The organism is Bradyrhizobium guangxiense (assembly GCF_004114915.1).
Taxonomy (GTDB): Bacteria; Pseudomonadota; Alphaproteobacteria; order Rhizobiales; family Xanthobacteraceae; genus Bradyrhizobium; species Bradyrhizobium guangxiense.
The window spans coordinates 3,290,500-3,314,201 of the sequence record NZ_CP022219.1 but is presented as its reverse complement, the minus strand read 5'-3'; the positions used below and the strand labels follow the sequence as shown (position 1 = coordinate 3,314,201).

The 23,702-nt window shown below is 60.0% G+C and carries 28 protein-coding genes and 1 tRNA gene; 9 read left to right on the top strand and 20 right to left on the bottom strand.

Annotated features, from left to right (window positions below):
• Positions 1–13 precede the first annotated feature (13 nt).
• From X268_RS15635 to X268_RS15625, 3 genes are all read left to right on the top strand, one after another.
• Positions 14–1,042 (top strand): site-specific integrase, encoded by a 1,029-nt coding sequence (locus tag X268_RS15635; protein WP_128925777.1) that lies wholly within the window; start codon positions 14–16, stop codon positions 1,040–1,042.
• A gap of 271 nt (positions 1,043–1,313) precedes the next feature.
• Positions 1,314–1,679: a hypothetical protein gene (locus tag X268_RS15630; protein WP_128925776.1), complete on the top strand. Its 366-nt coding sequence runs from the start codon at positions 1,314–1,316 to the stop codon at positions 1,677–1,679.
• On the top strand, positions 1,680–3,479 hold the full coding sequence (locus tag X268_RS15625; RefSeq protein WP_128925775.1) for a hypothetical protein: 1,800 nt from the start codon (positions 1,680–1,682) through the stop codon (positions 3,477–3,479). It abuts the gene before it with no gap.
• A 137-nt stretch (positions 3,480–3,616) separates the two neighbouring features.
• Here the strand turns inward: X268_RS15625 and X268_RS15620 are convergent, their stop codons facing one another.
• Positions 3,617–3,844 carry a hypothetical protein gene (locus X268_RS15620; protein ID WP_128925774.1) on the bottom strand — a complete coding sequence of 76 codons (228 nt, stop codon included), beginning with the start codon at positions 3,842–3,844 and terminating at the stop codon, positions 3,617–3,619.
• 23 nt (positions 3,845–3,867) lie between these two features.
• On the opposite strand from X268_RS15620, the gene X268_RS15615 reads away from it, so the two are divergent.
• Positions 3,868–4,590: a hypothetical protein gene (locus X268_RS15615; RefSeq protein ID WP_057755543.1), complete on the top strand. Its 723-nt coding sequence runs from the start codon at positions 3,868–3,870 to the stop codon at positions 4,588–4,590.
• Between the two features lie 222 nt (positions 4,591–4,812).
• Here the strand turns inward: X268_RS15615 and X268_RS15610 are convergent, their stop codons facing one another.
• The 8 genes from X268_RS15610 to X268_RS15580 form a co-directional block, all read right to left on the bottom strand.
• Positions 4,813–5,199, bottom strand: a complete 387-nt coding sequence (locus X268_RS15610) for a hypothetical protein (protein WP_128925773.1) — start codon at positions 5,197–5,199, stop codon at positions 4,813–4,815.
• Positions 5,196–5,423 carry a hypothetical protein gene (locus X268_RS15605; protein WP_128925772.1) on the bottom strand — a complete coding sequence of 76 codons (228 nt, stop codon included), beginning with the start codon at positions 5,421–5,423 and terminating at the stop codon, positions 5,196–5,198. Before X268_RS15605 ends, X268_RS15610 begins: the two co-directional genes overlap by 4 nt.
• On the bottom strand, positions 5,420–5,863 hold the full coding sequence (locus X268_RS15600; RefSeq protein WP_128925771.1) for a DUF5681 domain-containing protein: 444 nt from the start codon (positions 5,861–5,863) through the stop codon (positions 5,420–5,422). The genes X268_RS15605 and X268_RS15600 overlap by 4 nt, the downstream gene beginning before the upstream one ends.
• Positions 5,860–6,186, bottom strand: coding sequence for a hypothetical protein (locus X268_RS15595; RefSeq protein WP_128925770.1), 327 nt, complete (start codon positions 6,184–6,186; stop codon positions 5,860–5,862). Before X268_RS15595 ends, X268_RS15600 begins: the two co-directional genes overlap by 4 nt.
• Before the next feature lie 270 nt (positions 6,187–6,456).
• Positions 6,457–8,445: a hypothetical protein gene (locus tag X268_RS15590; RefSeq protein WP_128925769.1), complete on the bottom strand. Its 1,989-nt coding sequence runs from the start codon at positions 8,443–8,445 to the stop codon at positions 6,457–6,459.
• Positions 8,445–10,169, bottom strand: a complete 1,725-nt coding sequence (locus X268_RS15585) for a hypothetical protein (protein ID WP_128925768.1) — start codon at positions 10,167–10,169, stop codon at positions 8,445–8,447. The genes X268_RS15590 and X268_RS15585 overlap by 1 nt, the downstream gene beginning before the upstream one ends.
• Entirely contained in the window at positions 10,162–10,314 is a 153-nt protein-coding gene (locus tag X268_RS39470) for a hypothetical protein (protein ID WP_164937756.1), read from the bottom strand. The genes X268_RS15585 and X268_RS39470 overlap by 8 nt, the downstream gene beginning before the upstream one ends.
• Positions 10,315–10,553: 239 nt before the next feature.
• Entirely contained in the window at positions 10,554–10,790 is a 237-nt protein-coding gene (locus X268_RS15580; protein ID WP_128925767.1) for a helix-turn-helix domain-containing protein, read from the bottom strand.
• Between the two features lie 125 nt (positions 10,791–10,915).
• On the opposite strand from X268_RS15580, the gene X268_RS15575 reads away from it, so the two are divergent.
• The 3 genes from X268_RS15575 to X268_RS15565 all read left to right on the top strand — a co-directional run bounded on the left by X268_RS15575 (position 10,916) and on the right by X268_RS15565 (position 13,191).
• Positions 10,916–11,194, top strand: a complete 279-nt coding sequence (locus X268_RS15575; protein ID WP_128925766.1) for a hypothetical protein — start codon at positions 10,916–10,918, stop codon at positions 11,192–11,194.
• 12 nt (positions 11,195–11,206) lie between these two features.
• Positions 11,207–11,809, top strand: coding sequence for a hypothetical protein (locus tag X268_RS15570; protein WP_128925765.1), 603 nt, complete (start codon positions 11,207–11,209; stop codon positions 11,807–11,809).
• A gap of 242 nt (positions 11,810–12,051) precedes the next feature.
• The gene (locus tag X268_RS15565; RefSeq protein ID WP_128925764.1) at positions 12,052–13,191 is read left to right on the top strand and encodes a hypothetical protein; all 1,140 of its coding nucleotides are present in this window, start codon (positions 12,052–12,054) and stop codon (positions 13,189–13,191) included.
• A 50-nt stretch (positions 13,192–13,241) separates the two neighbouring features.
• Here X268_RS15565 and X268_RS15560 read toward each other — a convergent pair whose 3' ends face one another.
• From X268_RS15560 to X268_RS15520, 8 genes are all read right to left on the bottom strand, one after another.
• The gene (locus tag X268_RS15560; protein ID WP_128925763.1) at positions 13,242–13,649 is read right to left on the bottom strand and encodes a hypothetical protein; all 408 of its coding nucleotides are present in this window, start codon (positions 13,647–13,649) and stop codon (positions 13,242–13,244) included.
• A 5-nt stretch (positions 13,650–13,654) separates the two neighbouring features.
• Entirely contained in the window at positions 13,655–14,053 is a 399-nt protein-coding gene (locus X268_RS15555; RefSeq protein ID WP_128925762.1) for a DUF5615 family PIN-like protein, read from the bottom strand.
• Positions 14,053–14,697, bottom strand: a complete 645-nt coding sequence (locus tag X268_RS15550) for a DUF433 domain-containing protein (RefSeq protein WP_128925761.1) — start codon at positions 14,695–14,697, stop codon at positions 14,053–14,055. The genes X268_RS15555 and X268_RS15550 overlap by 1 nt, the downstream gene beginning before the upstream one ends.
• 138 nt (positions 14,698–14,835) lie before the next feature.
• Entirely contained in the window at positions 14,836–15,129 is a 294-nt protein-coding gene (locus X268_RS15545) for a hypothetical protein (protein ID WP_128925760.1), read from the bottom strand.
• Between the two features lie 5 nt (positions 15,130–15,134).
• Entirely contained in the window at positions 15,135–15,380 is a 246-nt protein-coding gene (locus X268_RS15540) for a hypothetical protein (protein WP_128925759.1), read from the bottom strand.
• Positions 15,381–15,503: 123 nt separating this feature from the next.
• Positions 15,504–15,767 (bottom strand): hypothetical protein, encoded by a 264-nt coding sequence (locus X268_RS15535; protein ID WP_057755473.1) that lies wholly within the window; start codon positions 15,765–15,767, stop codon positions 15,504–15,506.
• A gap of 81 nt (positions 15,768–15,848) precedes the next feature.
• Positions 15,849–16,454, bottom strand: a complete 606-nt coding sequence (locus tag X268_RS15530; protein WP_128925758.1) for a hypothetical protein — start codon at positions 16,452–16,454, stop codon at positions 15,849–15,851.
• 465 nt (positions 16,455–16,919) lie between these two features.
• Positions 16,920–17,546 carry a hypothetical protein gene (locus X268_RS15520; RefSeq protein ID WP_128925756.1) on the bottom strand — a complete coding sequence of 209 codons (627 nt, stop codon included), beginning with the start codon at positions 17,544–17,546 and terminating at the stop codon, positions 16,920–16,922.
• A gap of 158 nt (positions 17,547–17,704) precedes the next feature.
• Here X268_RS15520 and X268_RS15515 point away from each other — a divergent pair, with 158 nt between their 5' ends.
• Positions 17,705–18,199 (top strand): hypothetical protein, encoded by a 495-nt coding sequence (locus X268_RS15515; protein WP_164937755.1) that lies wholly within the window; start codon positions 17,705–17,707, stop codon positions 18,197–18,199.
• A 40-nt stretch (positions 18,200–18,239) separates the two neighbouring features.
• Here the strand turns inward: X268_RS15515 and X268_RS15510 are convergent, their stop codons facing one another.
• Positions 18,240–19,817, bottom strand: coding sequence for an anti-phage dCTP deaminase (locus X268_RS15510; RefSeq protein ID WP_245477918.1), 1,578 nt, complete (start codon positions 19,815–19,817; stop codon positions 18,240–18,242).
• Positions 19,818–19,883: 66 nt separating this feature from the next.
• Here X268_RS15510 and X268_RS15505 point away from each other — a divergent pair, with 66 nt between their 5' ends.
• Complete coding sequence (locus X268_RS15505; RefSeq protein ID WP_128925755.1) at positions 19,884–20,069, top strand: hypothetical protein; 186 nt, start codon at positions 19,884–19,886, stop codon at positions 20,067–20,069.
• A 298-nt stretch (positions 20,070–20,367) separates the two neighbouring features.
• Here the strand turns inward: X268_RS15505 and X268_RS15500 are convergent.
• Together X268_RS15500 and X268_RS15495 are read right to left on the bottom strand one after the other, a co-directional pair.
• Positions 20,368–20,443: transfer RNA gene (locus tag X268_RS15500), tRNA-Lys, on the bottom strand.
• 426 nt (positions 20,444–20,869) lie between these two features.
• Positions 20,870–23,539 carry a glycosyltransferase gene (locus X268_RS15495; protein WP_128925754.1) on the bottom strand — a complete coding sequence of 890 codons (2,670 nt, stop codon included), beginning with the start codon at positions 23,537–23,539 and terminating at the stop codon, positions 20,870–20,872.
• Positions 23,540–23,702 lie beyond the last annotated feature (163 nt).

Sequence of the window (23,702 nt, the reverse complement as noted above, 5' to 3'; positions counted from 1 at the left end):
TGAAAGCTAGGTCATGACCGACGGTCACCAGCTTCCCGTTCCTGTCACCCCGACCGGAACACTGGTCAATCCCTCCGAGATTGCTCAGAAGGCGGCCTCCTATGCCGAGGCCAGCCAGAGCGACAACACCAGGAAAGCCTACGCCTCCGACTGGCTGGTATTCACGGACTGGTGCCGGGTGCAGCAGGTGGAAGCCCTCCCGGCATCGCCCGCGACGGTCACGGCGTGGATCATCGATACCGCCGGCAAGGTAGCGGTGACGACGCAGAGACGTCGTATCAGCGCCATCCAGGACATGCACAAGCAGGCAGGCCATCACCTGGATCTCAGCGGCGGCGCATTCCGTAAAGTATGGGCTGGCGTCAGGCGCACCCACGGCCGGCCGCCAGTAAAAAAGGCCGCGTTTCTCACGCCTGCGCTGCGGAATGCCGTCAATGCGATGCCGGACAGCTTGACCGGCATCCGGGACCGTGCGCTGCTACTGGTCGGATTTGCTGGAGCGATGCGGCGGACCGAACTGGCTGCGGTGGAAGTTTCGCCGCGTGATGGCGCAAACTGGATCGAGGAAGGTGCCGACGGCCTGACTGTTCACCTCGCCCGATCGAAAGGGGATCAGGAAGGCGCGGGGCAGAGGATCGGTATCCCATTCGGCTCGAACCCAAGCACTTGCCCTGTGCGGGCTTACCGGGCTTGGCTGCAAGCGGCTGGGATCACGGAAGGCCCGGCGTTTCGCTCAATCAACCGCCATGGAACCCTCGGCGGTGACGCTCTCTGCGATCATTCTGTGGCGCTCGTCATCAAGCGCGCCATCGTGGCCGGAGAAATCGCTAACGGTGCGGCCAAATCCGAGGCAGCCGCCACAGCAAGGCGCTTCGCCGGCCACTCGTTGCGCAGCGGCCTCGCCACATCGGCAGCGGTGCACGAAGTCGCAGGCCACTTGATACAGCGCCAGCTACGGCACAAAAAATATGAGACGACGAGCGGCTACATCCAGGACGCGGAGCTGCTGCGCAAGAACGCCGCCGGAATGGTCGGGCTGTAGCTACACGGACCAACTGGTACAAGTTGCCATCATATCGATCATGCGTTGGTCGTAAGTGATTGTTGTGTCATCAAACTCTCTGCGCGCTGCGTGGCGATCACGTCGCAACTTCGTCTGGAATTTCGATGAGTGACGCGCAAACCTTGTTGACAAACCCTTGTGCAGCGAGCCTTCGAAAATCGCAAAATTCCCCGCTTTCAAAGCTGTTTCGTGAAACTCCGACCTGAGCCAGCATGAGGCTACAGAAAGGAGAAGTTGAGGACATCAAGGCATGGCGTTTGTGACCACAAGGGCCACACGCCAACAGCCGGGCGGTGCAAGAACACCCCCGACCCCCCCCTCAGCTAACAAGCAAGTAATGATCAAGTCCGAACTGATCCGCTTGCGCGCTGATCCGCGCCAAGTTGCTGCTTGGCATCGCCGTGCCCGCAAGAACGGCATGACGCTCTCCGAATACATCCGCTTGGCCGCAGGTGCGGCTGCCGCGGACATCCTGTTCGGCACGGCCCTGAAGGATGAGTTGCTCAAGGTGCGCTCGGCCCTCAACCTCGCGACGCACGTGCGCACGGCGGACATGAAGAACCTCCGCATCGAGGACGCGCTGGACATCATCAACGATCTCCTGGAGTCCATGTAGATGTTCGTGCACGCCCGCATGACGGAACGCGACCTCATCGAGGATTGCTATGACACGTCCGCGTTCATATCTACGACCGCACTGCCCATGATCATCTCCAATCGGCTGGCCGCGACTGTGAGCGGCGCCAACCATGCCGTGCAGCACCTCCTGAATGCCGACGACAACGAGATCGCAGAATGCATCCAGGGCAGCCCGCGTGATCTGATCGATATGGTCAATCAGGCGCGCGGAGGCGGCAAAAAGTATTCGATGATGCAGTTCATCGTGGCGCCGAACTGGGACATGTCCCGCGCTGATTTCTTCACCTTCCTGCTACCCCTGATAGCGATGGTGTTCGGCTTCGCACAGCTCCGCTGCGTCGTTTTTGAACACGTTAAGCGTCCCGAAGACCGGAAAAACGGGGGGAGCCTGCGTCACTGGCATATTTGCGTGTCATACGTAGATCCCATTACGGGTAAGGTGAGCCCCGGATGGCGGATGAGCCACGCCAAGTGCGAGCGCGTTTCGCGGGAAGCCGAGGCACGCGGCTGGGATGGTCCGCATATTCTTAAGGGGCGTTTCACGCCTGCGGTCATCGCTCAACTCCGCAGCGAGGGTAAGCACGACGTTGCCGACAAGATCGAGGCGGCGCACGCTCCGTACGCACAGCCCGAAGGTCGCACTGCTCCCTTGGAGATCGAACAGCCGGCACGTGCTGCTGGGATCGATTTGCGCGCGATCAGCAAAGCCGTAAAGCAGGCCTTTTACGCCTCCGATGATCATCCGACCTTTACCGCGAAGCTCGCCGATATCGGCCTCGAGCTGCGCGTCACTAATCGTGGAAAGTCGCCCGCGTGGGCGGTTTTCAACGGTCCCGATGACAGTGACTTCGTCAATCTGTTGACGCGCTGCCTCCCGGGCGTACCGCGTCATTCCATCATCAATATTGTGGAGAAGAACTATGACGGACGAGGAAATGCGCGCGCGGTCGATGAACGCGGTGCAGAAGCTGCAGAGCACGTTGGACTCGATCAACCGCGGGGTGCTGTTGATGCAGAAGGGACTGCGCTTGTCCCTGATGCTGCAGCTCAACCCGGTGGATCCCGCGAACCCGGACGCCCCGGAGATGGCCGAGCTGAACAGCTTTTTGTCGAAGCTCTCGGCATCGTAGATGCCGAAACCGGCGCGTTGGATCGGCTCCTGGCCGATGCCCAAGCGCTCTGTTTTGGTACCGCGGCGGTATTCGCCAAGTTTTTCCGCAACGTCGAGCTGGCGGCACGCCGCTGGCTCGACGGACGCGTTACGAAATATGCCAATCAGCGCCCCGCTGTCAGCATGATGCTCGAAGGCATCCGCGCTGAAGGCGATGAGCTCAGGTCCCAGCTCGGCAAGTGCAACGTTGCTGTGTTGGAGGCAAGCAGCCAGATCAGCAGAATGCTGGGGGTGCCGGGGGCGCCAACGGTCGGCGCTAAGGTTCACAAGCAGCGCATGGCTGAGGCGCAGAAGGAGTATGACGAGGCGGTTACGGCTCAGAAGGCCGCCGCTGACGCTTACAAGGCGCATCAGGATCAGGCGCGCATCTACGAAGACGACCTGGCTGCACGTCAGGGCCGCTGGGATGCGAAGATGGATGAGCTTGCCCGCAAGTGGCTGGCGGTCGCGGCGTCCGCGCTGGCTACCGTGAAGCGCTTCCCGCGCCTCGTTCAGTATGGCCCCGAAGCCATCCTCGCGTTGGGCATGTCGCGCTACGGCGACCCCCAGCCCAGGCCGGCAGAAGATGAAGACTACTCCTCGAACGGGCCGCGCGGACCGAAATAGCCGGCGCGAGCGCTGATCGATTCGCTGGAATGCAATAGAAAAATCGCGTTCTTAACGTGCTTTAGGTGTAAAAATTTTGGCCGCAACTTCCTTGCCAAGTTGCGGCCAGCCACCAAGTCAAATGATTGCGAAATGGATCATTCGAGCGAAAGCATTCGCTTGAGCCGCAGAGCCGCTTCTTCCGAGGTGACGCGGGCAAGAATCTGAACCTCGCTGGGTTCTGCACCGCCTTTCGTCTCGAAGAGAAAGTAGCCGCTCTTGTCGTCGATGGTCTCTCCGGAAAGCTCAAGCCGCCGATCAGTTATCGGGGCGATGCAGAGGGTGGTGTCGTTTCCGATGTCTGCGCTGAAATAGAAATCCGACATGCTTATTCTCCACGGAGGGGATCGTGACCAAAAAGACTCACGTTGAGGTCAAGGCACCGGAAATTGACGTCCGGAATCTTGCCGACTACATGGCTGCTTCCGAGAGGAAGCGCCGTTCGATCATTGAGGGTTGCAAGTTTCGGCCCATCGCCAGGTTGCTCCAGCACCGGGAGGCTCGGATCACCGTTGCAAGCGCTCTGCGCAAGCATGAGACAGACCCGCAAGTCCTTAAGGACAAAGCTGAATCGATCCGAAACAAGATCGCCACGGACGACTTTGACGCGTTGACGAATGAGACAAACGCCGACTACGTGAAGCAGTTCAGTTCTGTTTTGGCGAAGGTCGAATTGCCGGAGGCGGAGATTTTGCCGGGCAAAAGTTTCCCGGTGATCCCCGTGAATGGCGTCAATATCAGATTCTCGCCGGACCTGTTGCTGCGCCGCAAAACCAAGACCAACAAGCTGAAGCGCGGTGCAGTGATGCTCCGGTACGCAAAGGGGAAAGGGCTCAGCGAGGCGACCGCGGGATGGCAATCGGCGGCCATTCTCGGCATGCTTGGTGAGCACGCGGACGAAGATGGGGCTGAGCCTGAAAAGGCGCTCTGCGTCACGATCGATTGCCACACCGGCGAGACTTACCCTGCGTTGGGCGCCGCGGTGAGCATGTTCGCGAACATGAAGGCTGCCTGCCAGTCCATCGCGGAGCGGTGGCCCAATATTCCGCCGCCGGACGGTGCCGTTCTCTAGCCAGTAGCACTGTCGTGTGGGGCTGGACATTAGACTCGGACGTCGGTCGCTATTGTCAACTGCTGACCTGAGAGGCACAAAAATCCATCATCGGCCTCGGCGGCGCCCGAGGCCAGCATGACAGCGATCTGGCGTGATCCGTCATCCTGGCTCGCGACCTTGAGGATATGGACTCGCCGGCGGTTGTCTTTTCGCTGGCGCTCGATCGCAATGAGGCGGCGCCTAATGGCGGATCTCATGGCCGGCTCTCCGATCTACTCTCAACAACTCATACCAAAGGTCGGCGTCGCTCCATTCTGACAATCGCTTGTATTCAAGTTGATCGGTCGCTTGTCCGGCGGCCTCTTGAAGTAGCTTGCCGAGCGCGGTCCACTCTCGTTCTGAGATTCCTATGGGGAAATTGCCATACCAAGCAGGTGCTGGCGGCTCGTCGACCGCGGGCCAGGGCGCGATACCCACACGATCGAACGGATCGAAGAGGTGGCGATGTTTTTCGAGAACCGCCTCGGCTCTTTCATTTGATCTGCTCCAAATCAGCAGCATCTCGCCCGCGTGCCTCGCGCGGCCTTCTAGCTTAATGATCCGGGATTCGAGATTGCGGGCTTTCATTGCAGGATCTCCGGCCGGCCGTAGATCGCGATCCACTCTTCGACCGTCGCGCAGGGCCACGGGCCAACCATGAAGCAATGTCCGGCTGATTTGGCTGCCTCGATAGCTGCCAATTCGTCCGCCGTTGCAGGTTCACTCACGTGATAGACGTAGGGCAGGCGGTTCGTAGCTTTTCGGCGATCTTCAAGTTTGGTGACCCGTGTTTTGAGATTTCGTCCAATCATTGACTGGTCATCCTTTCCAGCCGCTCGAGCCGCTCCGTCAGTTCAGCGGTCTCATAGGCCTTCACCCAAGTGTCGATGAGTTTACTGATCTCTCCGGCCTCCGAAGGGGTGAGTTCGCCCGCGGCCACTGCTGACAGCACCGCTGAAGACACCTTCGCCGCATCGTGCGCCGTGTTGATAGGCGGCAGCGCGAAGGTCACGGGCCGATCCTTCCGAGGCGGCATGATGCGATCGAGGCAGATGCGGAGGGCGGGAATGTCGCCCGCCAGTGCAAGATCGATGGCCTTTTGCGTCAATGCCTTCGCCTGACCATCGAGCAGCGCCTCTAGCGCGATGGTAGTCGTGTTGCGGGTGCCGCGCGGCTTGCCTGCCGGGTTTCCGCTTTGGCCGGGTTTAAACCTAGTCGAACGGCCCTGCTGGCTGGAACTCTTGCCCGTCAATTCAACGACCCCACGTAAGCGAGCGACGATAGTTTGTGAAAGAAACCGAGCTCAATCGGCCCAATAGCGAGCTTTCCGCTGGCGGCCTTGGACGTGATCGTGCTGACAATCAGCTCCAGCACCAGGGGGTCGTTTCGAGCCCGGGCGTGCATTACGGCCATCTCGGCGTACGATTCACCCAATGCGACATTCGCCGCGTAGCTGCCTTCTGGCTTCGGAGGGGTCCAGAAGTCGGTCCAGCCGCTCTCCAGCGCTCTCATGAACGGCGGCGGCACTTCTTCGCTCTGTTCCGGAGTCCGGGCTTCGGCTAGGGTGTGCGACATCTGATCCTGCTCGGCTGTGAAAATTGACCGAAAATGCGACGCTTGCAGTTGGAATTGCCTTCACGGTCGTATTCTGGGCGATCGTGATCTGGCTTTTTGCCTCAAGGAAGGGCGGCACGATTTTGCGCCTTGCCGGCCTGCTATTCTTGGCGGCCTGCCTCGCAGGCGGCCTCTATCTGCACTGGGATCCATACTTGGTGATGATTTGCCTTCCAGCAGGGTTCATCGCCGGTCTGTTCTATGCCGAGTGGTACTATGGAGTTCATCGGCTCACTGCGCCCCAATCAGGTCAAGAGCGGCCGCACCCACAGGACGATCATACGGAGCGCTTCCAGACAGAGCCGCGCCCGATGCTAGGTTACGAACCTGCCGGGCAAGCGTACCGGAGCGATCGCGCTGCTGGGCCGCGCGGATAACGGCATCAATGGCCCGCTGCCTATCCGGACCTTGCAGGGTGAGGATGTCTGCCATTGCACCTTCGATGGCCTTCTGACGGCCGGTTTGTACGGCTTCAATGGCGCGATCTAGGAGCTTTAGGCCCACACCGCGGGCTGCGCCCATCATGCCGCCGGCAGCGAAGCTATCCCTGATACCCAAGCCGTTGCTGCCGGGCGTTAGATCCTCGCGACCGGCCACGCGGGCCGCGGTCTCGCTGTTGCCGATCACGCGATGCGAGGTATTCGCCGCGGTCGTCTCAAAGCCAACTTGTCGCATGAGATCGTTGGCGGCCTGTGGTCCCAGCACCATCTCGAGCTTTTCCTGATTGAACCCCTTCTGAAGCAATTGGCGCACCCGCGATGCGTCATTTCGCGCGGTACCCATGATGGTTTGGATCTGCGCACGCGCTCCTTGCAAGAACGCGTCTCGCTCGCCGGCCGTCATCCCGACGAGCTGATCCCCAATTTGCTGGGGCGAGATGTTGTCACCGAAGAGGTTGCGGCCGGCTTGCAAGGCGTCGCGGATCGCGCTTTCGCCAGCGTAGGCATCGCGAGCCATCGCGTATTCGGGGACGTGGTTGTCCACCGCATCGACGAGTCTATCCCGCAGGTTCGCAATGATGCGAGCCTCGTTGTTGCGGCCGGTCCGCTGGCCCATTGAAACGACGTCATCCAGCGTGCGCTTGATAAGATCGACGCCGCGCACGGAGTTGGGATCAAACGGGATTCCTTCGTCCCTGGACAGGCGCGCGGCCCGTGCAGCCGCAGCTCGGCCGGTGGGTGTATTCAGAACCTCCTGAACCTCTGGGATCGGGGGCAGGGGTGTCTGATAGGCTTGGTCGTAGAGAGGCCGAGCTGCGTTGCTACGCCGCTGAATGATGGAGCTCTCGATCTGCCCGTAATTGACCGGCCCGCCCATGGCCCCGTTGACGGCATTTGTCACACGTCCCGACGCACCAGCATTGCGTGCTTCAATTGCCGCGCGGATAGTTTGCTGACCAGCACCGGGAGATGCTGCGATCACGGCAGCCTGCTGCGTCGCGTTTGGACCGACGTCTGCAATCATTGCCTGGGGGCCGATCGCATCAAGCCGACTTTGCAGATTTGCTGGTGTCACGCCGTCACGCTCCAGTGCGTTCAGCACCTTTCCGGCCGCGGTGCCGGCCGTGCCCTCGCGGTTCATCACAGCGCTGATGCCTTTGCCGACAGCATGCCCGACGACGGGAGCGGCACCGCCAAGTACAACACCGACGGGCGCGCCCTCGGCCGCGCCAATCGCCCGGTCGGTGAGATCGCCGTTGGCGTCGCCGGCGCCTGTTATCCCGCCGATGATGCCGCCGGCTGCGGCGGAACGAACGACCGCCCCAGCAAGGGTGGCGCCCGTCCCGACGCCTTTCACGATCTTGCTTGCCGGCAGGAACGAGCCGCCGATCTGCGAGGCGTTGTACGCAATCGGATGATCTTCCGCGGCGTTCTTTTGACGCTCGCGGATTCTGGCCACGGCTTCGTCGTAGGTTTTCGTGGCTTCGCCGGGCTCTCCGCTGAAATGTTCCGCGGCAAGCCTAGCGGCACCAAACGGTGCGCGGAATCCTCCCATCCATTCCGGCAGCCCCGATGCTTTCGAGGCGCCATAAACCTCGTCTCGCCAGCCTGCACCGGCGCCCGTCAGCGCGCCTTGCAGGACGGCTTCGCTGGTGCTGGTCTTGGGCGTCTGCGGCTCCTGAGACGCTGACCAGTCCATCTCCCAAGGTGGCGTTTCCGCCGACGAGGAGGAGGCTTCCGGGGATGCCGGCGCCCAGTTCATCTCCCAGGGATTAGCCATCAGATGCGCCCCCACGACCGTTGGTCTTTCGGGTCTCCGCCGAGATATCTGAAGCCGTTGAAGACAGTCCCGGCCCGCGGGGCGGGCATAGCCTGCTGGCGCGCCTGGTACTGGCCTGGCTGCTCGACACGATAGACCGTCCCGTAGTCCTTGAGGGCATCCGACGAGCTCAGGGTGCGCTCAGCAAGGTTGTTGTGTTGATCAATGCGGGCTCGAGCAGCCCGTTCACCGATGTCGAGGATCCGGCGGATCGATTTCTCGTCTAGTTTGATGTTTCCGCCGGCCATAGCCGCAGCGAAGTCGCGGTCAGCGTTGGAAATGCCGGCCCCGGCACCAAGGCCCTTCACCAGTGAAAGCGTGCGAGAGCCGATGGCGCTACCGAAAGCTTCAGTGTTCGCGATCTTGTCCGCGTTCGGGACGCCCATGAACTCCGCAACCTTCGCCAGCTTCAGGCGTGTATCTGCTGCCGTGCCGGAAAAGATGCCGCCAGGTGCGTCGAGCTGTTCTCGCGAACGGTGGATGGCCAGGATTTCGTCGCGCGCTGCCGACGCGGTGTCTTGGGACTTGTCGAGCTTTGGCAAAATGCTGCCGCTGAGGATCGCTCGCTCAGTGTTGGCGTTGTCGTTGCGATCGATATATTCGCGTACGCTCATGCCGGCCGCGCGCGCGTTCTTCATATCCGGCGTGGGCTCCAGAGCCTTGTGAATGGCTTGGATGCGGCCTTCCAATACCTTGAGCTGGTCGGGCAGCACGCGGCCGCTACCAGCCACAGCTTCCAATCGCTGCACGTACGCGGCGGGGTCGGGATAGCCGGCCGGGATCAATCCGCCTAAGGTCGGGTCAGCCGGCTGGGTTGGCTGGGCCGGGCCCGCGCTCGGCGCCATGGCTGGCCTTGCGGCCATCTGAGGCTGAGGAGCGCTTGCAGCCGGCAAGCCGGCCGGCGCTCCAACTGGGGGCATCTGCGGCTGAGCGGTTGGTCTCGCTACGGCGGGAGCAGCATTCTGCTGCAGTCCTCCGCGCCTGAAGTTAGCGAGCACCTGCCGGACCTGCATGTTATTCATGTCGAGCGGCGCGTTCGGGTCGATACGCCGGCCGGTTACGGCAGCGAGCTGACCGCCAAGAATGTTCGCGGCCGATCCCTGATCTTGCTCGGGTACGCCGTTAGCGGACAAGAAGCCGATCAGCGATCCCTTGGCATCACCACCGCGCCAAGATCCATCAGGCGCCGCCGCAACAGGTCCTGACGCGGTGGAGACGGGGGCTGGAGTACCCTGGGGCGCCGCAGGTCCGGACGACGGTACTACGCCGCCGCGCGCGAGGGGAGGCGCAACAACGGCCGGCGCGTTGCGCGATGCCGAGGGCGGGAAATTCGGCGCCGGCTGCGAAGTGGTAGGCGGCTGGAGAATGGCTTGGACGGTAGGCGCATTTCGATAGCGGTCCTGCTGGAAACCGGTTTCAGCCAGCTTTGACGCCTGGTCGATGGCCCCGACCCCGCCGAGTTGCAGGAGGCGTTCGTATGTCTTTCCCCAATCAACATCTCCCGTTTTGGGATCGCGGGGCACCCCGCCGTTTTCATCACTAAACGCGCCGCGCAACTTTTGCTGATACGCGAAGTCCTTTCCCTCGCGATACGACTTCAGGATGCTGTCGGCGCCGGATAGGAAATTTGCATCCGTCTTGCCGCTATTCGCGATCAAGTACGGCATGTAGTCGGATTCAGCCATTGGCCTTCTCCGGCGCGGGCGCAGCTTCAATGAAACCGGGGACTGTGCCGGCAGTGTTGGCCGGCGAGCGCAGCCACGCGCCGGCACAGAGCGCCAAGCACGCAGCGGTCAACAAGAGCTTGATGGTTTTGATGGCACCCGCCATGGGACCGATCCGTGCTGTCGTACCTGCGGTGCCCAAGCCGCATCAGGGGTAAGACTGCACGACGAAGTGAACCATCACGGTTCAACCAAATCGGCGAGTGACCAGAATCTAATCCGGAAGAGCTCGGCTTTCAATGGGCGCGGTGGCTGCGCCAACAGAAGGCGTAGGGGCTCGGCGAGGGGCCAAGAAGGCCCTCAAAGGGAAGGGGCTCGGCGTCTTCGACATTCAGCAAGGGAAGACTACTTGGCTTTCAATCGCACACCTGGCTGTCCGTGATTCAGAAACTCTATGCCGGCTTGTTCTAGAGCCTTCTGCACAGCGACGACGGTCTGATTGTTCGCTTTGATCGTCTCGTCCTTGGAAGCTTCCATATTGCGGATGGTGTTGACGTTGACTCCCGCCGCCTCAGCCAGCGCGCCCTGATCCATGTCCGCTAAGGCGCGCGCGGCCCGTAGCTGATTTCCAGTCGACAGCATCAGATTTCCCTGTGGGCTGAACTCACAAAAATAGGTTTTATACCCAACAAACTGGTTGACATCACCATCGGAGCCAATTAGTGTTTATACCTATCGGGATGGGTATTAACCACATAGAGGCGGCGATGGCAACTAGCAATGCAATCCTCACGGTGGCGAACCTCACTGACCCGGTCACCGGCAAGCTCAACCGCGAGGTCTATGAGGCGCTGGTTCGCCGCGAGGCGATGCGGACCTTCGGCTCCTGCGCTCCCCGCTACATCCGTCAGGCCTCCAAACTCTATCGCGATCACGTGGCGATGCAGGTGACAGCTTGGCGCCAGCGCAGCGGTCTGACCGTCGAAACCACATTCGTGTCGGCCTTTGGCATCCATGCTGATGGCGTGCGCCGTTCGGCCTTCTGAGGAGCTACCAACATGCTCGCCCCGTCCAACCAAAACTCACTCGTCAAGGTCCCGGCGCGCCACCTTCTGCGTGGTGACGTGACCGGCTCCGGAGAAGTCGTGCTTAGCGTTAGCGCTGGCGCCAAGACGCCCCGCGGCATGGTCGATGTTCTCCTGCAGAAAGGCGAGCGCAAGCGCGCTGCCATCTGGAATGCGCGCACAATTATCGGCGTGCGCCGCGGCAGCGATGCTCCTGCGGACATCGCGCCAGAGCCTGAAATACCTCTCTCGGATCGGCTTCCCACGTTTCACGAACTTGCCTCGTTCGATGCCGGCAAGGCTTGGGATCAGTTGTCACCAGAGCAGCAGCGCGAAATTGGCGTACTCGCCCTCAGGTTCGGCACCGTTGGTCAGTGCGAGGGGTACTTCCACGAAACCATCGAAGCCGTGCGCGCAGGCTTCTCCTCAAGCCATTGGACTCCGCAAGTCCAGGCAACGGCCGTTTGGCCGCGACTGCAAATCGATCTAGTTGAGAGCGCAGCCCGCGCTGCCTTCGAAGCTCTCTGCGAACACTTCGATCCCCTTTGGCCCCAACTGTTCGATTGGCAAGCCGGAAGGGAGGTGAAGCAACCATAGGCTCGCCGGACATCACAACAGACTGTTCACGGGCGGTGCGCAGTCATCATCAATCATCAAATCCGAGAACTGACATGAGCAACGCGGTAGCTAAAGGCGCCACGGGCGCCGGACAATTCTTAACAGCCTCCTCAAATCGGGAAAGCGGGCGGGATGCATGTCAGCCCGTATCAGGACGGCCAGAACCATCCGCTCTCATGGACATTCCCAACTCCGGGGCGCGGATCAACAGGAGAGTAGCCATGAACATGCTCGTCAGCTCTGCAATCGTGGGAAGCACCGTCAATCTCGGGCTCGCACCTGAGGCTTCCGCAAGCTGTGAAGCTGATGCGCGCCTGAAGGAGCTTGCAAGACTGATCCCTGAGGCTGTTGAAGCCGATAAGGCCCTGGATGCTAAGTATGCTGCCGCCCGAGAAGAATATGACGCTTTAGCACCTCAACGGCCGGCTGCCCTGCGATGGACACCCACCGATCCGGTCTGGATCGGCTACGACATGGAGCGGCTTCCGAACAACAAGTGTCTGCTGTGGTGCTCCGCTATCGACATAAACCGCGCTCGACGCGAGGACACAAGACTGGTCTCCTACTATGAATACGTCGGGCCGGAGGGAGGCGATGACAACATCAAGGATGATGACTTCGACGACACGCAAAACCCCTATGCCCCCAAGCCGCACATTGCGCATCTTTACAAGCCAGTCACGCGGGACGCGGACGTAGAGCGCTCCAAGGAGATCATTGCCGCCTACGACGAACACAAGAGCGCTTGTTCCGCGCTGGAAGCGGAACTTGGCATTGATCGGCTATTAGAACTGAGCGACGATTCTGCGGACCGGCTCTATTCGCTTTATCGCGAAGCTACCGAGATCCAAACGGCGTCACTTGAAGGTCTGCGCGCGAAGGCGACCATTCTGTTAGCCTACGATTGGCGCAAAGGGATCGACGATGAAGATGCGGAAGTGGACGACCTGCTCCGTAGCATCGTTGCGGGGCTGCTGCGGCAGCCTGTGGGCATGCAGCAAGTAGAACGTGTGGCGCCTTCCAATGTCGGGTCCGATCCGATTTTCGGGCTGATCGAGGCTCATAAGACCGCCAACACGGAATACGACCAAGCGCTGAAAGTGCTCGTTCCCGGAACTGTCAGCCCCGATCCGGAGAAGGAAAAAACCTTTGGGGAGCAGGAGAGCGATGCCCGATGGGATTTGACGACAACCGTTCCTACAACGCTCTCGGGAGCGCTGGCCGTCCTGACCTACGTTGAGGATGTTAGCAACGGAAAGTACTCTCCGAACGGCAATCCGGATGCCGCGTTCGACGAGGACAGCCTGATGAACGTCATCGTCTCAACAGGAGACTGCCTGAAACGGCACCTGCATATGTGATGCTCGCCTGTCGCTAGGACGAGGGGGCCAAGGCTAACCAGCCTTGGCCCCTATTTTATGTCGGAGGGACGCACAAAAACTTTGACGACCTTCCTGAACTCTTCGTGCAATGAGAGATCGTCGCGATGATGGATGAACGGCACATCTTCGGTGCCGGCATCAGGCGTGACCTCCAAGAGGCCGCCCTCTGGCGGCTCGACAAGTGAATGAGCCATAACGATCCAGTGCGACAGGCCGGTCATCTGAGGAGATAGAACCAGATAACCGAAAACGTGCTTCAAGCCTTCATACCAATTGACGACTGTGGCGACGTTTGCGTGGCAGTTGTGCTGCCTCGGCACCCAGGACGTGCCGGCTCCTTCCAGCTTGATCGGCATAAACCGAGCGTATTCGGCTTCGGTCGGTAGGCGACGGATGACCTCTATGGCGCGGCGCGTCAGTTTATCACCGGCCCACATCTGAATTACCTAAACGACCTGATGACTTTGTCGCTGATCTCGACGAATATTCGCCGGCCTTCCTTGCCGGCGGTGACGTTCCATTCGTGTTCAATTAGCGACATGGCTTCGCGAACGCGCGCAGCAGCATCTGGTTCGAAGCAAGACAGCTTGATGAGGCCTAGCCTTAGGTACTTGCCAGAACCTACGCCGTGTCCCTGCGCTATCCGCTTCATGTCGCCATCGAGAGCGACAAGGACCGCATTGTTGATGTCCGCGATCGCACAGACAAGGTGATCTGGCGATCCTCGAACCAGTTCCTTGTTCAGGAAAGCTACCTGATGGCCATGCTCCATGAAAGCATGGCCTACAGAATCCGGGACACCTTCATCGAGAAATAATCTCAATGACGGTCGATCGGCCATCAGGCAGCCAAGCCGTCTTTCCCGTGCCGTTTCGCGGCCTCAACGTCCGCTTCCGTCAGGCTCGGGTATTCCTTGAGAATACTGGCAGTCGAATAGCCAGCTTCGATAAATCGCAGAATTGTCGCTACCCGAATGCGCGTGCCGGAAATAACGGCCGCATGGTGCGATACGTAACGGTGCTTTTCGACTTGGCCGATTTGCCCAGGCTCGCGCTGACGCAGTTGCTCGGCGGCCTTCCTGACATCTTCCATGACACTGGCAATGGGCAGAAGGGCGTATTGACCGTCAACGACGCCGCGAACTCGGCCGGTGTCCGGTTCTTTGAACTGGACCTTCTTTTTCAGCACGTAAAGCGTGATCTCGGCCCACGGCGCCATGCTGTAGGACGCGAGCTCCTTTGCGACTGTCTGCAGATGAGGCAGCGAGCATTTATACTTGCTCTTCAGAATGCTCAGTGTTCGCAACCCGACTACGTCTTTGAAAGAGTAAATTCGGGAATAAGGCGTCTTCCGATCTTCCGACCCGTACTGCGGCTGAAAAAAGCCAAGCTTGTCCCAATAGGCAAGCTGCCCCATCGAGAGGCCAGTTAGCCGCACGACCTGGTCAGCGGTGAAGGCGCTAGTGATGTTGGTAATTTCCGTCATCGGCGCCTCCTTCCTAGACCAATTTCTAGTCGATTCTAGCACAAATTTGTAAATGCGGCCCGAGGCTGCCCGAACTCGGAACGGCGCGTCGGTCAGCGAGTTCCGGGTCTAATTTTCAATAATACCCATTATCGTAAGTCAGGCCGCGGGAAGGGCGACCAGCTTCCCGGCCTGGGTGCGAAGATGTCCTGGTGGGACAGTCTCGGCCTCCAGATCGCGGTGACACGACGTCACAACATCATCAAGCCAAGGCGAGAAGATCAATGGTCGCCCCGGCTTGAAATCAACCATCCTCAAAGTGGCACTCTCGACGAAATGGCGTGCGGCCATCTCGTCTGGCGCTTCGACCCAGACTGCTTCCTTGAGGTTGGAGGCTGCCCATTTCTCATCGTTTGCTCTGATGTCGATGGGCGCCAGCCGGTACACGGACATCGGACTCAGTACCGCGGCGTGCGCGTGCCGAATGTTCCGTTGTTTGGATTGTAGTTGCCCGACGTGCCGTAATTATCCCTCTGGGTGCCGTTCGGGTTCGTAGCGGTGTAAGGCTGCACGTAGGTGCCGTTGCTCCTGGTGTAGCCCGAAGTGGTGTGGCTATTCGGATTGGAGCCGGTGCCGCTGGTGTATTGCGCCTTAGCTGCGGTCGCGACGAGTGCAAGTGCGAAGGCGAGTGCGATAATTCTCATTTGGTCCCCCCATGGTTTTATGAAACGTGGGATGCAACCATGGGCCGCCCAACGGTGTCGAGTCCGACCAATGGATGAGGACACGCCAGCTCACGCGCTAGAACTTGGGAAATTTACGGGTTGTCAGCCTCCGAGAAGGCTCCCGGGCGTCAATAGCCGCACGTAAGTCCCGCTCTCATGAAGCTCAAGCCAGCCCTGATTGATCGCATGCTTGATGCCGGCACCGAACTCTGGGCCTGATGCCTTGAGCTTCGAGAGGAACGGCGCGTTGATCTTTTCGATATGAATGCGGCCGTCCTGAACCGCCTCGATGCCCATGGCGAGCTCGATCAGCTTGCGCGCCGCGGCCTCTGGATCGGAGTAGGGGCGCTCGCTTATCAATTTCATGGATCTATCCTCAGCCGCAATTGCCGCCGAGCTATAGGCGATTCTCAATTCAGCGGATCACTGTACAGACCCTGGCCTTCTTCAGCCAGGCTCGATTTCGATGATGACGATACCCTGACGGCGCAGAACATCGGCAAGCCAACTCGCCTCAGGTTCGATGCTGCGGACAGCAATGCTCAAAGACGTTCCCGGAAACGATTTCGAGTAGCGCTTTAGCTGTCCTGCCGCTTCACCGAGGGCCGCGCTCGACCCTCGGAACTTGCACTCGATCAGCTCATCCGCCGTCAGATCGAAGATATCGACAATTCCACCCGCACACCGGTGCTGGCGACGTATTTCATGTCCAAGTGCCCGCCGTGCACGCGCCAACGGCTCTTCAACCTTAAGTGCTTCGTTGGTGGGACCTAACTTCGATCGCAACGACTCGACGCCATTTTTGAGCGCTTCCTCAAGACCTGCCTTGAGATCGACCGCCGACCTGAGCATACCGTCGTCCCCCTGATCGCGGGCGACGGCGATATGCCGCTCGACCAGCGCAATCGCTTGCTCAACCATCACGTCCGTGGCGTGTCCACTCCGCGCAAACCTTAGGATCGTGATCACAAGGCTGGTTTCGTGGTGAAGGTCGACGAGTTGCTTCGCCTTTCGCGCAATGTCGTCTTTGGTTGCACTTGCGCTCGCTGGCATCGCAGTCAGGTCCGAATCGGGGATAGGGTATGCTGCCGCTTGCCGAGATCGGTTGACAGCGCCGATTTTTCTTATCCACCGAGCTACCCCGTTCCCATCCGAGGCGGTGGATCATCCCTCCGGACGATGGCGCCTCGCCTGCCGCAGACCCCACAGACGAATCGAGGCTCCAGATCGGAGATGCGGAGTTCATCCGGCCATTGATCGACCACGTCCGGCGCCAGCTTCACGTTATGGCTACAGCGGTAGTCCTCGCAGAACACGATGACGCCGCGCGCGCCGGTCTCGCGCATCTGGCCAAGGGTAATCTTGACCGGGCGGCCATCTGGCAGGGCGGGGGTGATGCGTCTGGTCGGGCGAGGCATCCCGCCAAGAATGGCCTGACCAGAGCTGAGTCAAATTGACGATTCCCAGTAGGTCGGGATGGCGTCGGGCTACTGCGGGTCGTGGGTGTGGAGATCTCTCCTACAGCACAATTCCTCCGGGAGGGGTGCGCGGCTTCAGCTTTCGCTTCTTGATGGTCTTGCGACGAGCGGGTGCTGCGCGACTAGCGCGCATCTCCTGCAGGGCTCTCCGCCGCCGCCCTTCTCGAACCTCTTCCAGTTCCCGGAGGCCCCGATGAAATTCGCTGTCGCCCGCACTCTCCTGAGTCTTCTGACCGATCATGCGCGATGCGATTACCTGGAGTGCACCGCAAAAAGTGATGTACTCAGCCGACATTTCGTCAAGCGTCCCATCGTTTCGCCAACGGTCAATGTCCGCCTGACTTAAGTTGCCAGCGCGGCACCGCTCAAGAATCTCTTGCCTTTCATCATCTAGATGCAGCTCCGCGGCAATCACATCATCGGGCCAGTAGCCGTGCACCTCTTGAAACTTGACGGCGCTATCGATGACTTTCTTCATTTGGAGCAGCAGCTCATGTGGCTTGCCCGCTCCACGGACGATTCTGAGCAAATTGGCTGCGCACTCCCGGACGGCCCATGAGATATCCCCCTTTGCCCACTCGCGCCTGCGAACTTGCTCCTCATGCGCTTGAACTTTGTCGCGTTCTTCCTTGCTCGGCCCGCCGCCGTCGATGACTTTGAAGGACATGCCCGTCTCCCTGTCAGGGCAGGGTGCCTTCGCTTGCGGGGGGTTGTCCAGACACCGTGTGCTGTGCCTCCTCTTTTGTCTGAACCACAAGGGATAGAAAAATCGCGTGACGATTCCGGCCTTGGGACCCTAATAAAGGTCAAAGGGGGACAAATCGCATGAGCGTTACACCAATCGCACTTCACAGGGCGTCGGCCGTAGGAGCCTTCCGCTGGACGGTGTTCTTCTTCGTCGCCATAGCGGCTTTTGCCCAGCGAGACGAAAAAACAGGGACGATCCTGGCGACGCTCGTCTTTCTAATCGACGTCGTGTCGTGGAACCTCAGCGAGGTAATGGTGACGGTCGTCGCAGCATCGTCAAACCAACAGTGGCACAGCACGCTGGCCGATCGAATGATCTTTGAAAAGCTGCTCGATCGCTTCCGCGACCGTGAGCACATCGATTTTCAACAAATCACGAAGGAGGGCACGCGAGCTGCGACCGAAGACGTCAACACTTATGTGCGCGACACGACGTTCTGGTCAGAGTGGGGCGGCTTTCGAAAGACGCTTCTCGGGATCGGATATTATCTTTGGTTCTGGATCAGCTATGGGATGTTCTACGGAGCCGCTGGTTGGATTGGCTCGAGCATGCGAGGAACGTACGGCTACTGACGGGTATGGTCGTTGCTAGTGGCGATACAGTCCTGTGGTGTCAGTTCTCTGTCGTCTTCTGCGCCGCTTCAGGAGAGGCGGCTGCCACTAAACCATCCGTCACTTTGGGCGGCGATATGAGATTTTTGTATGCCTCGACAGTGATCTTTTCGAGCTCGAGATAGAACGGGAATTGTAGGTCAATGAGCGGCCTTGGAGTCTTGGTGCCATGTTCGTCAACAAACGGATTATGCCACTCCAGAAAATGGCCGCTCGGATCCTTTCGTTTTGTTCTTTCAAAAAGTTCACGATAGCGCCGATGTGAGATGCCATGGAAATGAACAAAATCCACGGCCGGGTAATCCTGATACCGACCTCTATCAGCTCCTTCGATCCGCACAGAATCTCCGTGCAATGAAGCCGTCAAACTCTTCGGATAGGGCTCAAGAAATACGACCTTGGCGATTCCTGCAGCGACGACGTGCTTGGCGCACATGTGGCATGGGAATGTTGTTGAGTAGAGAGTCGCGCCGCCCAACGCACGGCCAAGCCTTGCGGCGTCGCAAATTGCCGACATTTCGGCATGGATGATTCTGCCATACTCTAGCGCATCCATGAACTGGGTGTTTTTAACTGCCGGCAAGGTCGCGGCTTCGGTTTTGACATCAAGAGCTTTTGTTAGTTCGGATAGAAGTTCGCGTTTCCGGAGATCGTTGCTGTCGTATTCACGCACGTAGTCTCGATCATCAATTTTCTTGGGATCATCCGACCAATACGTTCCGCCATGTGCCTTCGGTACTTCATTGGATCCCATCGAGAGAATTTCACCGTCGCTGGAGAAGACGGCGGCTCCGACCTGGCGAGATAGATCAAGTGTTCGCAATGCAGCCGATTTGGCAACAAACATTCCATATTCATCGCGCGTAGGCGAAATCTTGTTCGATCCAAACAGCAGATTTACGAAACGACAGATCTGGTCCTCTAAAGCCTGATCGCTCGCATCGGAGTTGAGGATCAAGTCTCCGTTATGGAAGATCGCTGACACGCGTTGTCCATGCGTATTGTCGGCTTCGTTCTGATCGGTCTGGACGATAGCCTCGGCTTTTGAACGAAATGGGTCGCTTGTGCCAGAGTTCTCTGCTCGCGCGAAAGACTTGGCCAGGTGCTCTACTCGAGCACCATATCGAGAATAAATTGATACCTGGAAGAACACTCTGCCATAAATCGATCTCAGTAGATCAACTTCCTCGCGTCGCTTGAATTGATAGAGGAAAAAGACGGTCTTGTTGGGCGTGGATACTTTGTCAGTAGCTTGCTTCACTCGTTCTCTGACAATGCTCGCAATCGTGAGCCCAGCCAAGATTGCATCGTCTTCAAAAAATTCTCTGAGTTGGTTGCCGTATTTTATGTATCGCTCAAGGCGAATATGCGGAGGGCTAGGAACCAGTTCCTCGCGCGGCTTAACGACTGTCTGAAGTTCCTTGAAGACATCTGTGACTTTGATGGGGATGACGTTGTATCCAAACCTTTCAAAGTGAGTGCGGAAGTGCTTCAACGACGAGATCATTTCAACGCCGACCGGAGCGACGAATCCTAGGAAAATTTCTGGGAAGTCAATTCGAGAAAATGCGGCGCACAAGTGAATTTACTCCCCGTTAATACGATGGTAGTTTGCTATCTACACGCGAAGCAGGATGATTCCGCTATGAATCTCAAGATTCAACATGCAAATGATGCTGTCCTGCAGCACTCGGACGAGTTGCTCCGCGCCCATCAATTGATCATCGATTCTTGGTACGCATCATGGTCGAATGAACAGCGCGAGCGTGCTGCTGCCCTCTATCGGCGCAAGGAGATTAGTTCGGCCGTCGATGAAACTAAGGCCGGCTGATTAATTTACCGCCATCAGCCGGCGCGATTCGCGCGGTCTTTCTTGATCATGGCGCCCCCGGAAATTGGACGCCGTCCGGCGCTCTCGCCTGCACAGCAAGGCCATTGCCAGCCCCGCCCGCGCGGCGGCCGGGAGCTGTACAAAGGGTGCCCTCAGAAGGAGGGGCGCACTGCCACTTCGCGCGCGTCCAGAACAGGCGATGAACTGAGTTTGTACCCCGGCGAGCCCAGTTTGTACCCGCGCCTACTTCCTGACAGGCCCGCGAACTGGGAGATTTGTTTATTGGCAATTGGTTAGTTGGTGAGCGCGCTGGGGCTCGAACCCAGGACCCCGTGATTAAAAGTCACGTGCTCTACCGGCTGAGCTACGCGCTCCCATGGCCGCTGATGGCTTTGACGAGATGGCCATCGTTGTCGGACATTCGAGAAGCATGTCTTGCCGCTCCGCCCAATTTGCGTCGCGGGGAAAACCGGCTGTTTCCGGATCATGCCTTCGGCCCGGGCTGTGTAGGGGGAGTGGCTGCGGAGGTCAATAGCGGGCGTGGCTGCCGAAAGTCCTGGCAGGGGCGGGGATTCGCTCGCTGCCTCCGCTGGTTAGGCCGGGAATTTCAACCTGATTGGCGGGCCGTCATCCACGCCGAACTGCAGAGGGACGCCGACGGAGCTCGGCCTTTATGGTTCGAGACGCCGGCTTTGGCGGGCTCCTCACCATGAGGGTCTAAGGGCTTGCCGCAGACACCATACCTCTTCCTGGCCCCGGCGGGCGTCTCGAAGGCTGGCCACTAGGTGAGCTTTCGTCGGTCAGTTCGTCTCCCGCCGCACCTCGCTCGGCACCGGCTGCGGCGTGCCGCCCGGGTGGGGCAGGGCGACCGGGCGCAGCCCGATCAGCTCGGCGGTGCGGATCGCGCTGTCGCGCCAGAACTGGAACGAGTTGATGCGGCTGAGCTCGAGGATGGCGATGGCGACGGCCGCCAGGAACGGAAGGCTCTGCAGCACGAGGACACCGGCGAAGATGTAGATCTCGGTGATCTGGCGGAAGCTGTTGGAGGCGATCAGGACGCCGGCGCCGACCAGGAGCAGGGTGCCGATCACGGCCTCCCAGAACGCCTGGAACTCGATCGACATCCGGGACAGGCCGCCCTTGGAGGTGCGCGCGAACGCGATGTGCTCGGTGATGAGGCCCTGCGCCACCGCGCGCGACACCGTCCACTGCACGCTCATCGCCGCGATCATGGCACCCAGCATCTGGCCAGGCTTGATGGCGACGCGGGCGCGGTACATCGACAGGAAGTGCACCAGCGAGACGACGAAGGCGCCGATGATCGGCAGCGTCAGGATCTTGTCGGGGATGGCGATGTCGGCGAAGGCGACGATCGGCACCCAGACGAGGTTGAGCAGCGCCACCACCACGCCGAGGCTCTCGGCGCCCAGCCAGTTCAGCCAGCCGAGGCCGTATTCGCGCTTCTGGTCGGCGGTCAGCCGGCTCGCGCCCGGCAGGAAGCGGCGCCAATGCTTCTTCACGATCTGCAGGCCGCCATAGGCCCAGCGATGCCGCTGCTTCTTGAAAGCCTCGTAGGTGTCCGGCAGCAGGCCCGCGCCGTAGCGGGTGTTGGTGTAGTGCGTGGTCCAGCCGAGCTCCTGGATCGCAAGACCGAGATCTGAGTCCTCGCAGATCGTGTCGGACGACCAGCCGCCCGCCATGTCCATCGCGGCGCGGCGGATCAGGCACATCGTGCCGTGCACGATGACGGCGTTGAGCTCGTTGCGCTGGACCATGCCGATGTCGAAGAAGCCGGCATATTCGCCGTTCATGATGTAGTGCATGATCGACAGATCGCCATCGCGGTGCTCCTGCGGCGCCTGCACGAGGCCGACACGCGGATCGGCGAAGGCGGGCACGAGATCCTTCAGCCAGTCGGGCTCGACGACATAGTCGGCATCCAGGATGCCGATGATCTCGGCATCGGCCGCGGTGCGATCCATCGCGATCCGGAGCGCGCCGGCCTTGAAGCCCTGCACCTTCTCGGCGTTGATGAACTTGAAGCGTTCACCGAGCGCGCGGCAATGATCCTGGATCGGCTGCCAGAAGGCGGGATCGGGCGTGTTGTTGATGATGACCACGCATTCGTAGTTCGGATAGTTGAGCCGCGACAGCGCATCGAGCGTCTGCTTGAGCATGTCGACCGGCTCGAAATAGGCGGGGATGTGGATCGAGACCTTCGGGCAGAAACCTTCGGGAACGTTCTCGACCGGCTTGTCCTTGGTGATCAGCCGCTGCGGCGGCCGGCCGAAGGCGACGGCGGCGATCTCGTCGATGCGCGCCATCGCGATCAGGACGAGGGGAACAAGCAGGATCATGCCGAGCGTCAGCGCGAAGGCGGAGCCGAAGATGAAGTAATGGCTGTTCCAGAACGCGAACACGGTCGCGGCCCAGGCGCCGACGCCGTTGGCGGTCGCCGAGAGCAGGAAGGCCTGCTTCGCGGTCGCTTTCTCGATCCGCAGGATCGGCAGCGACAGCAGGACGCCGACCAGCAGCGCGATGCCCATCAGCTTCCAATAGTCGGGATTCTCGACCGGGCCGGTCCAGGCGAATTTCGGCTCGCGGTTGGCGTTGAGGATGCCCCAATACGGACCGACGCCGCCTTCGAAGAACTTCCAGGGCTGATCGATGGCTTCGACGATGTTGTATTCCATGCCGATGGCTTCGGCGCGGGTGACGAAGTTGCGCAGGATCAGGGCCTGCTGGAACGGGCCCGGATCGGCGTTGCGCAAATTGTAGCCCTGGCTCGGCCAGCCGAACTCGGCAATCACGATGCGCTTGCCGGGGAACAGGTTGCGCAACAGGTTGTAGCGGTCGACGGCCTGGTCGACCGCCTGGTCGGAGCGGAAGTTTTCCCAATAGGGCAGCACGTGGGCGGCGATGAAATCGACGCTGGAGCCGAGGTCGGGATTGTCGCGCCAGATGTTCCAGATCTCGCCGGTGGTGACGGGCACGCGCACCGAGCCCTTCACCTTCTTGATCATGTCGATGAGGTCTTCGACCTTCTGCTCGCCGCGGTAGATCACCTCGTTGCCGACGACGACGCCGACCACGTTGCTGTTCTTGCGGGCGAGCTCGATGGCGGCCTTGATCTCGCGCTCGTTGCGATCCTTGTCCTTGTCGATCCAGGCGCCGACGGTGACCTTGAGGCCGAACTCGGCGGCGATCGGCGGCACCAGCTCCACGCCGCCGGTGGACGAATAGAGGCGGATCGCGCGCGTCATGGTCGACAGCGTCTTCAGGTCGGCGCGGATTTTCTCGACGGTCGGGATGTTGTCGATGTCCGGGTGGGCCGAGCCCTCGAACGGCGCGTAGGAGACGCTGGGCAGCAGGCCCTTGAAGTCGGGCGCGGGTTCCCTGTCGCGCAAGACTCCCCAGATGCCGGCGTGAAGCGCGGACACGAGCAATAGAACGGCGGCGACAACGCGCATCGCGGCTAAACCAATAGGGGCTGAGGTGGCAGGGAAGCGGATCCGACCCCGAGATCCGACCGTGTCCGCGGCAAAGGAAGCATACCTCTGCCGCGCGGTTTCACAACTGTCATGGCCTCATGTCCTTATGAGGGCATGGCCTTTTCTGGAAGACGCGCGGCAG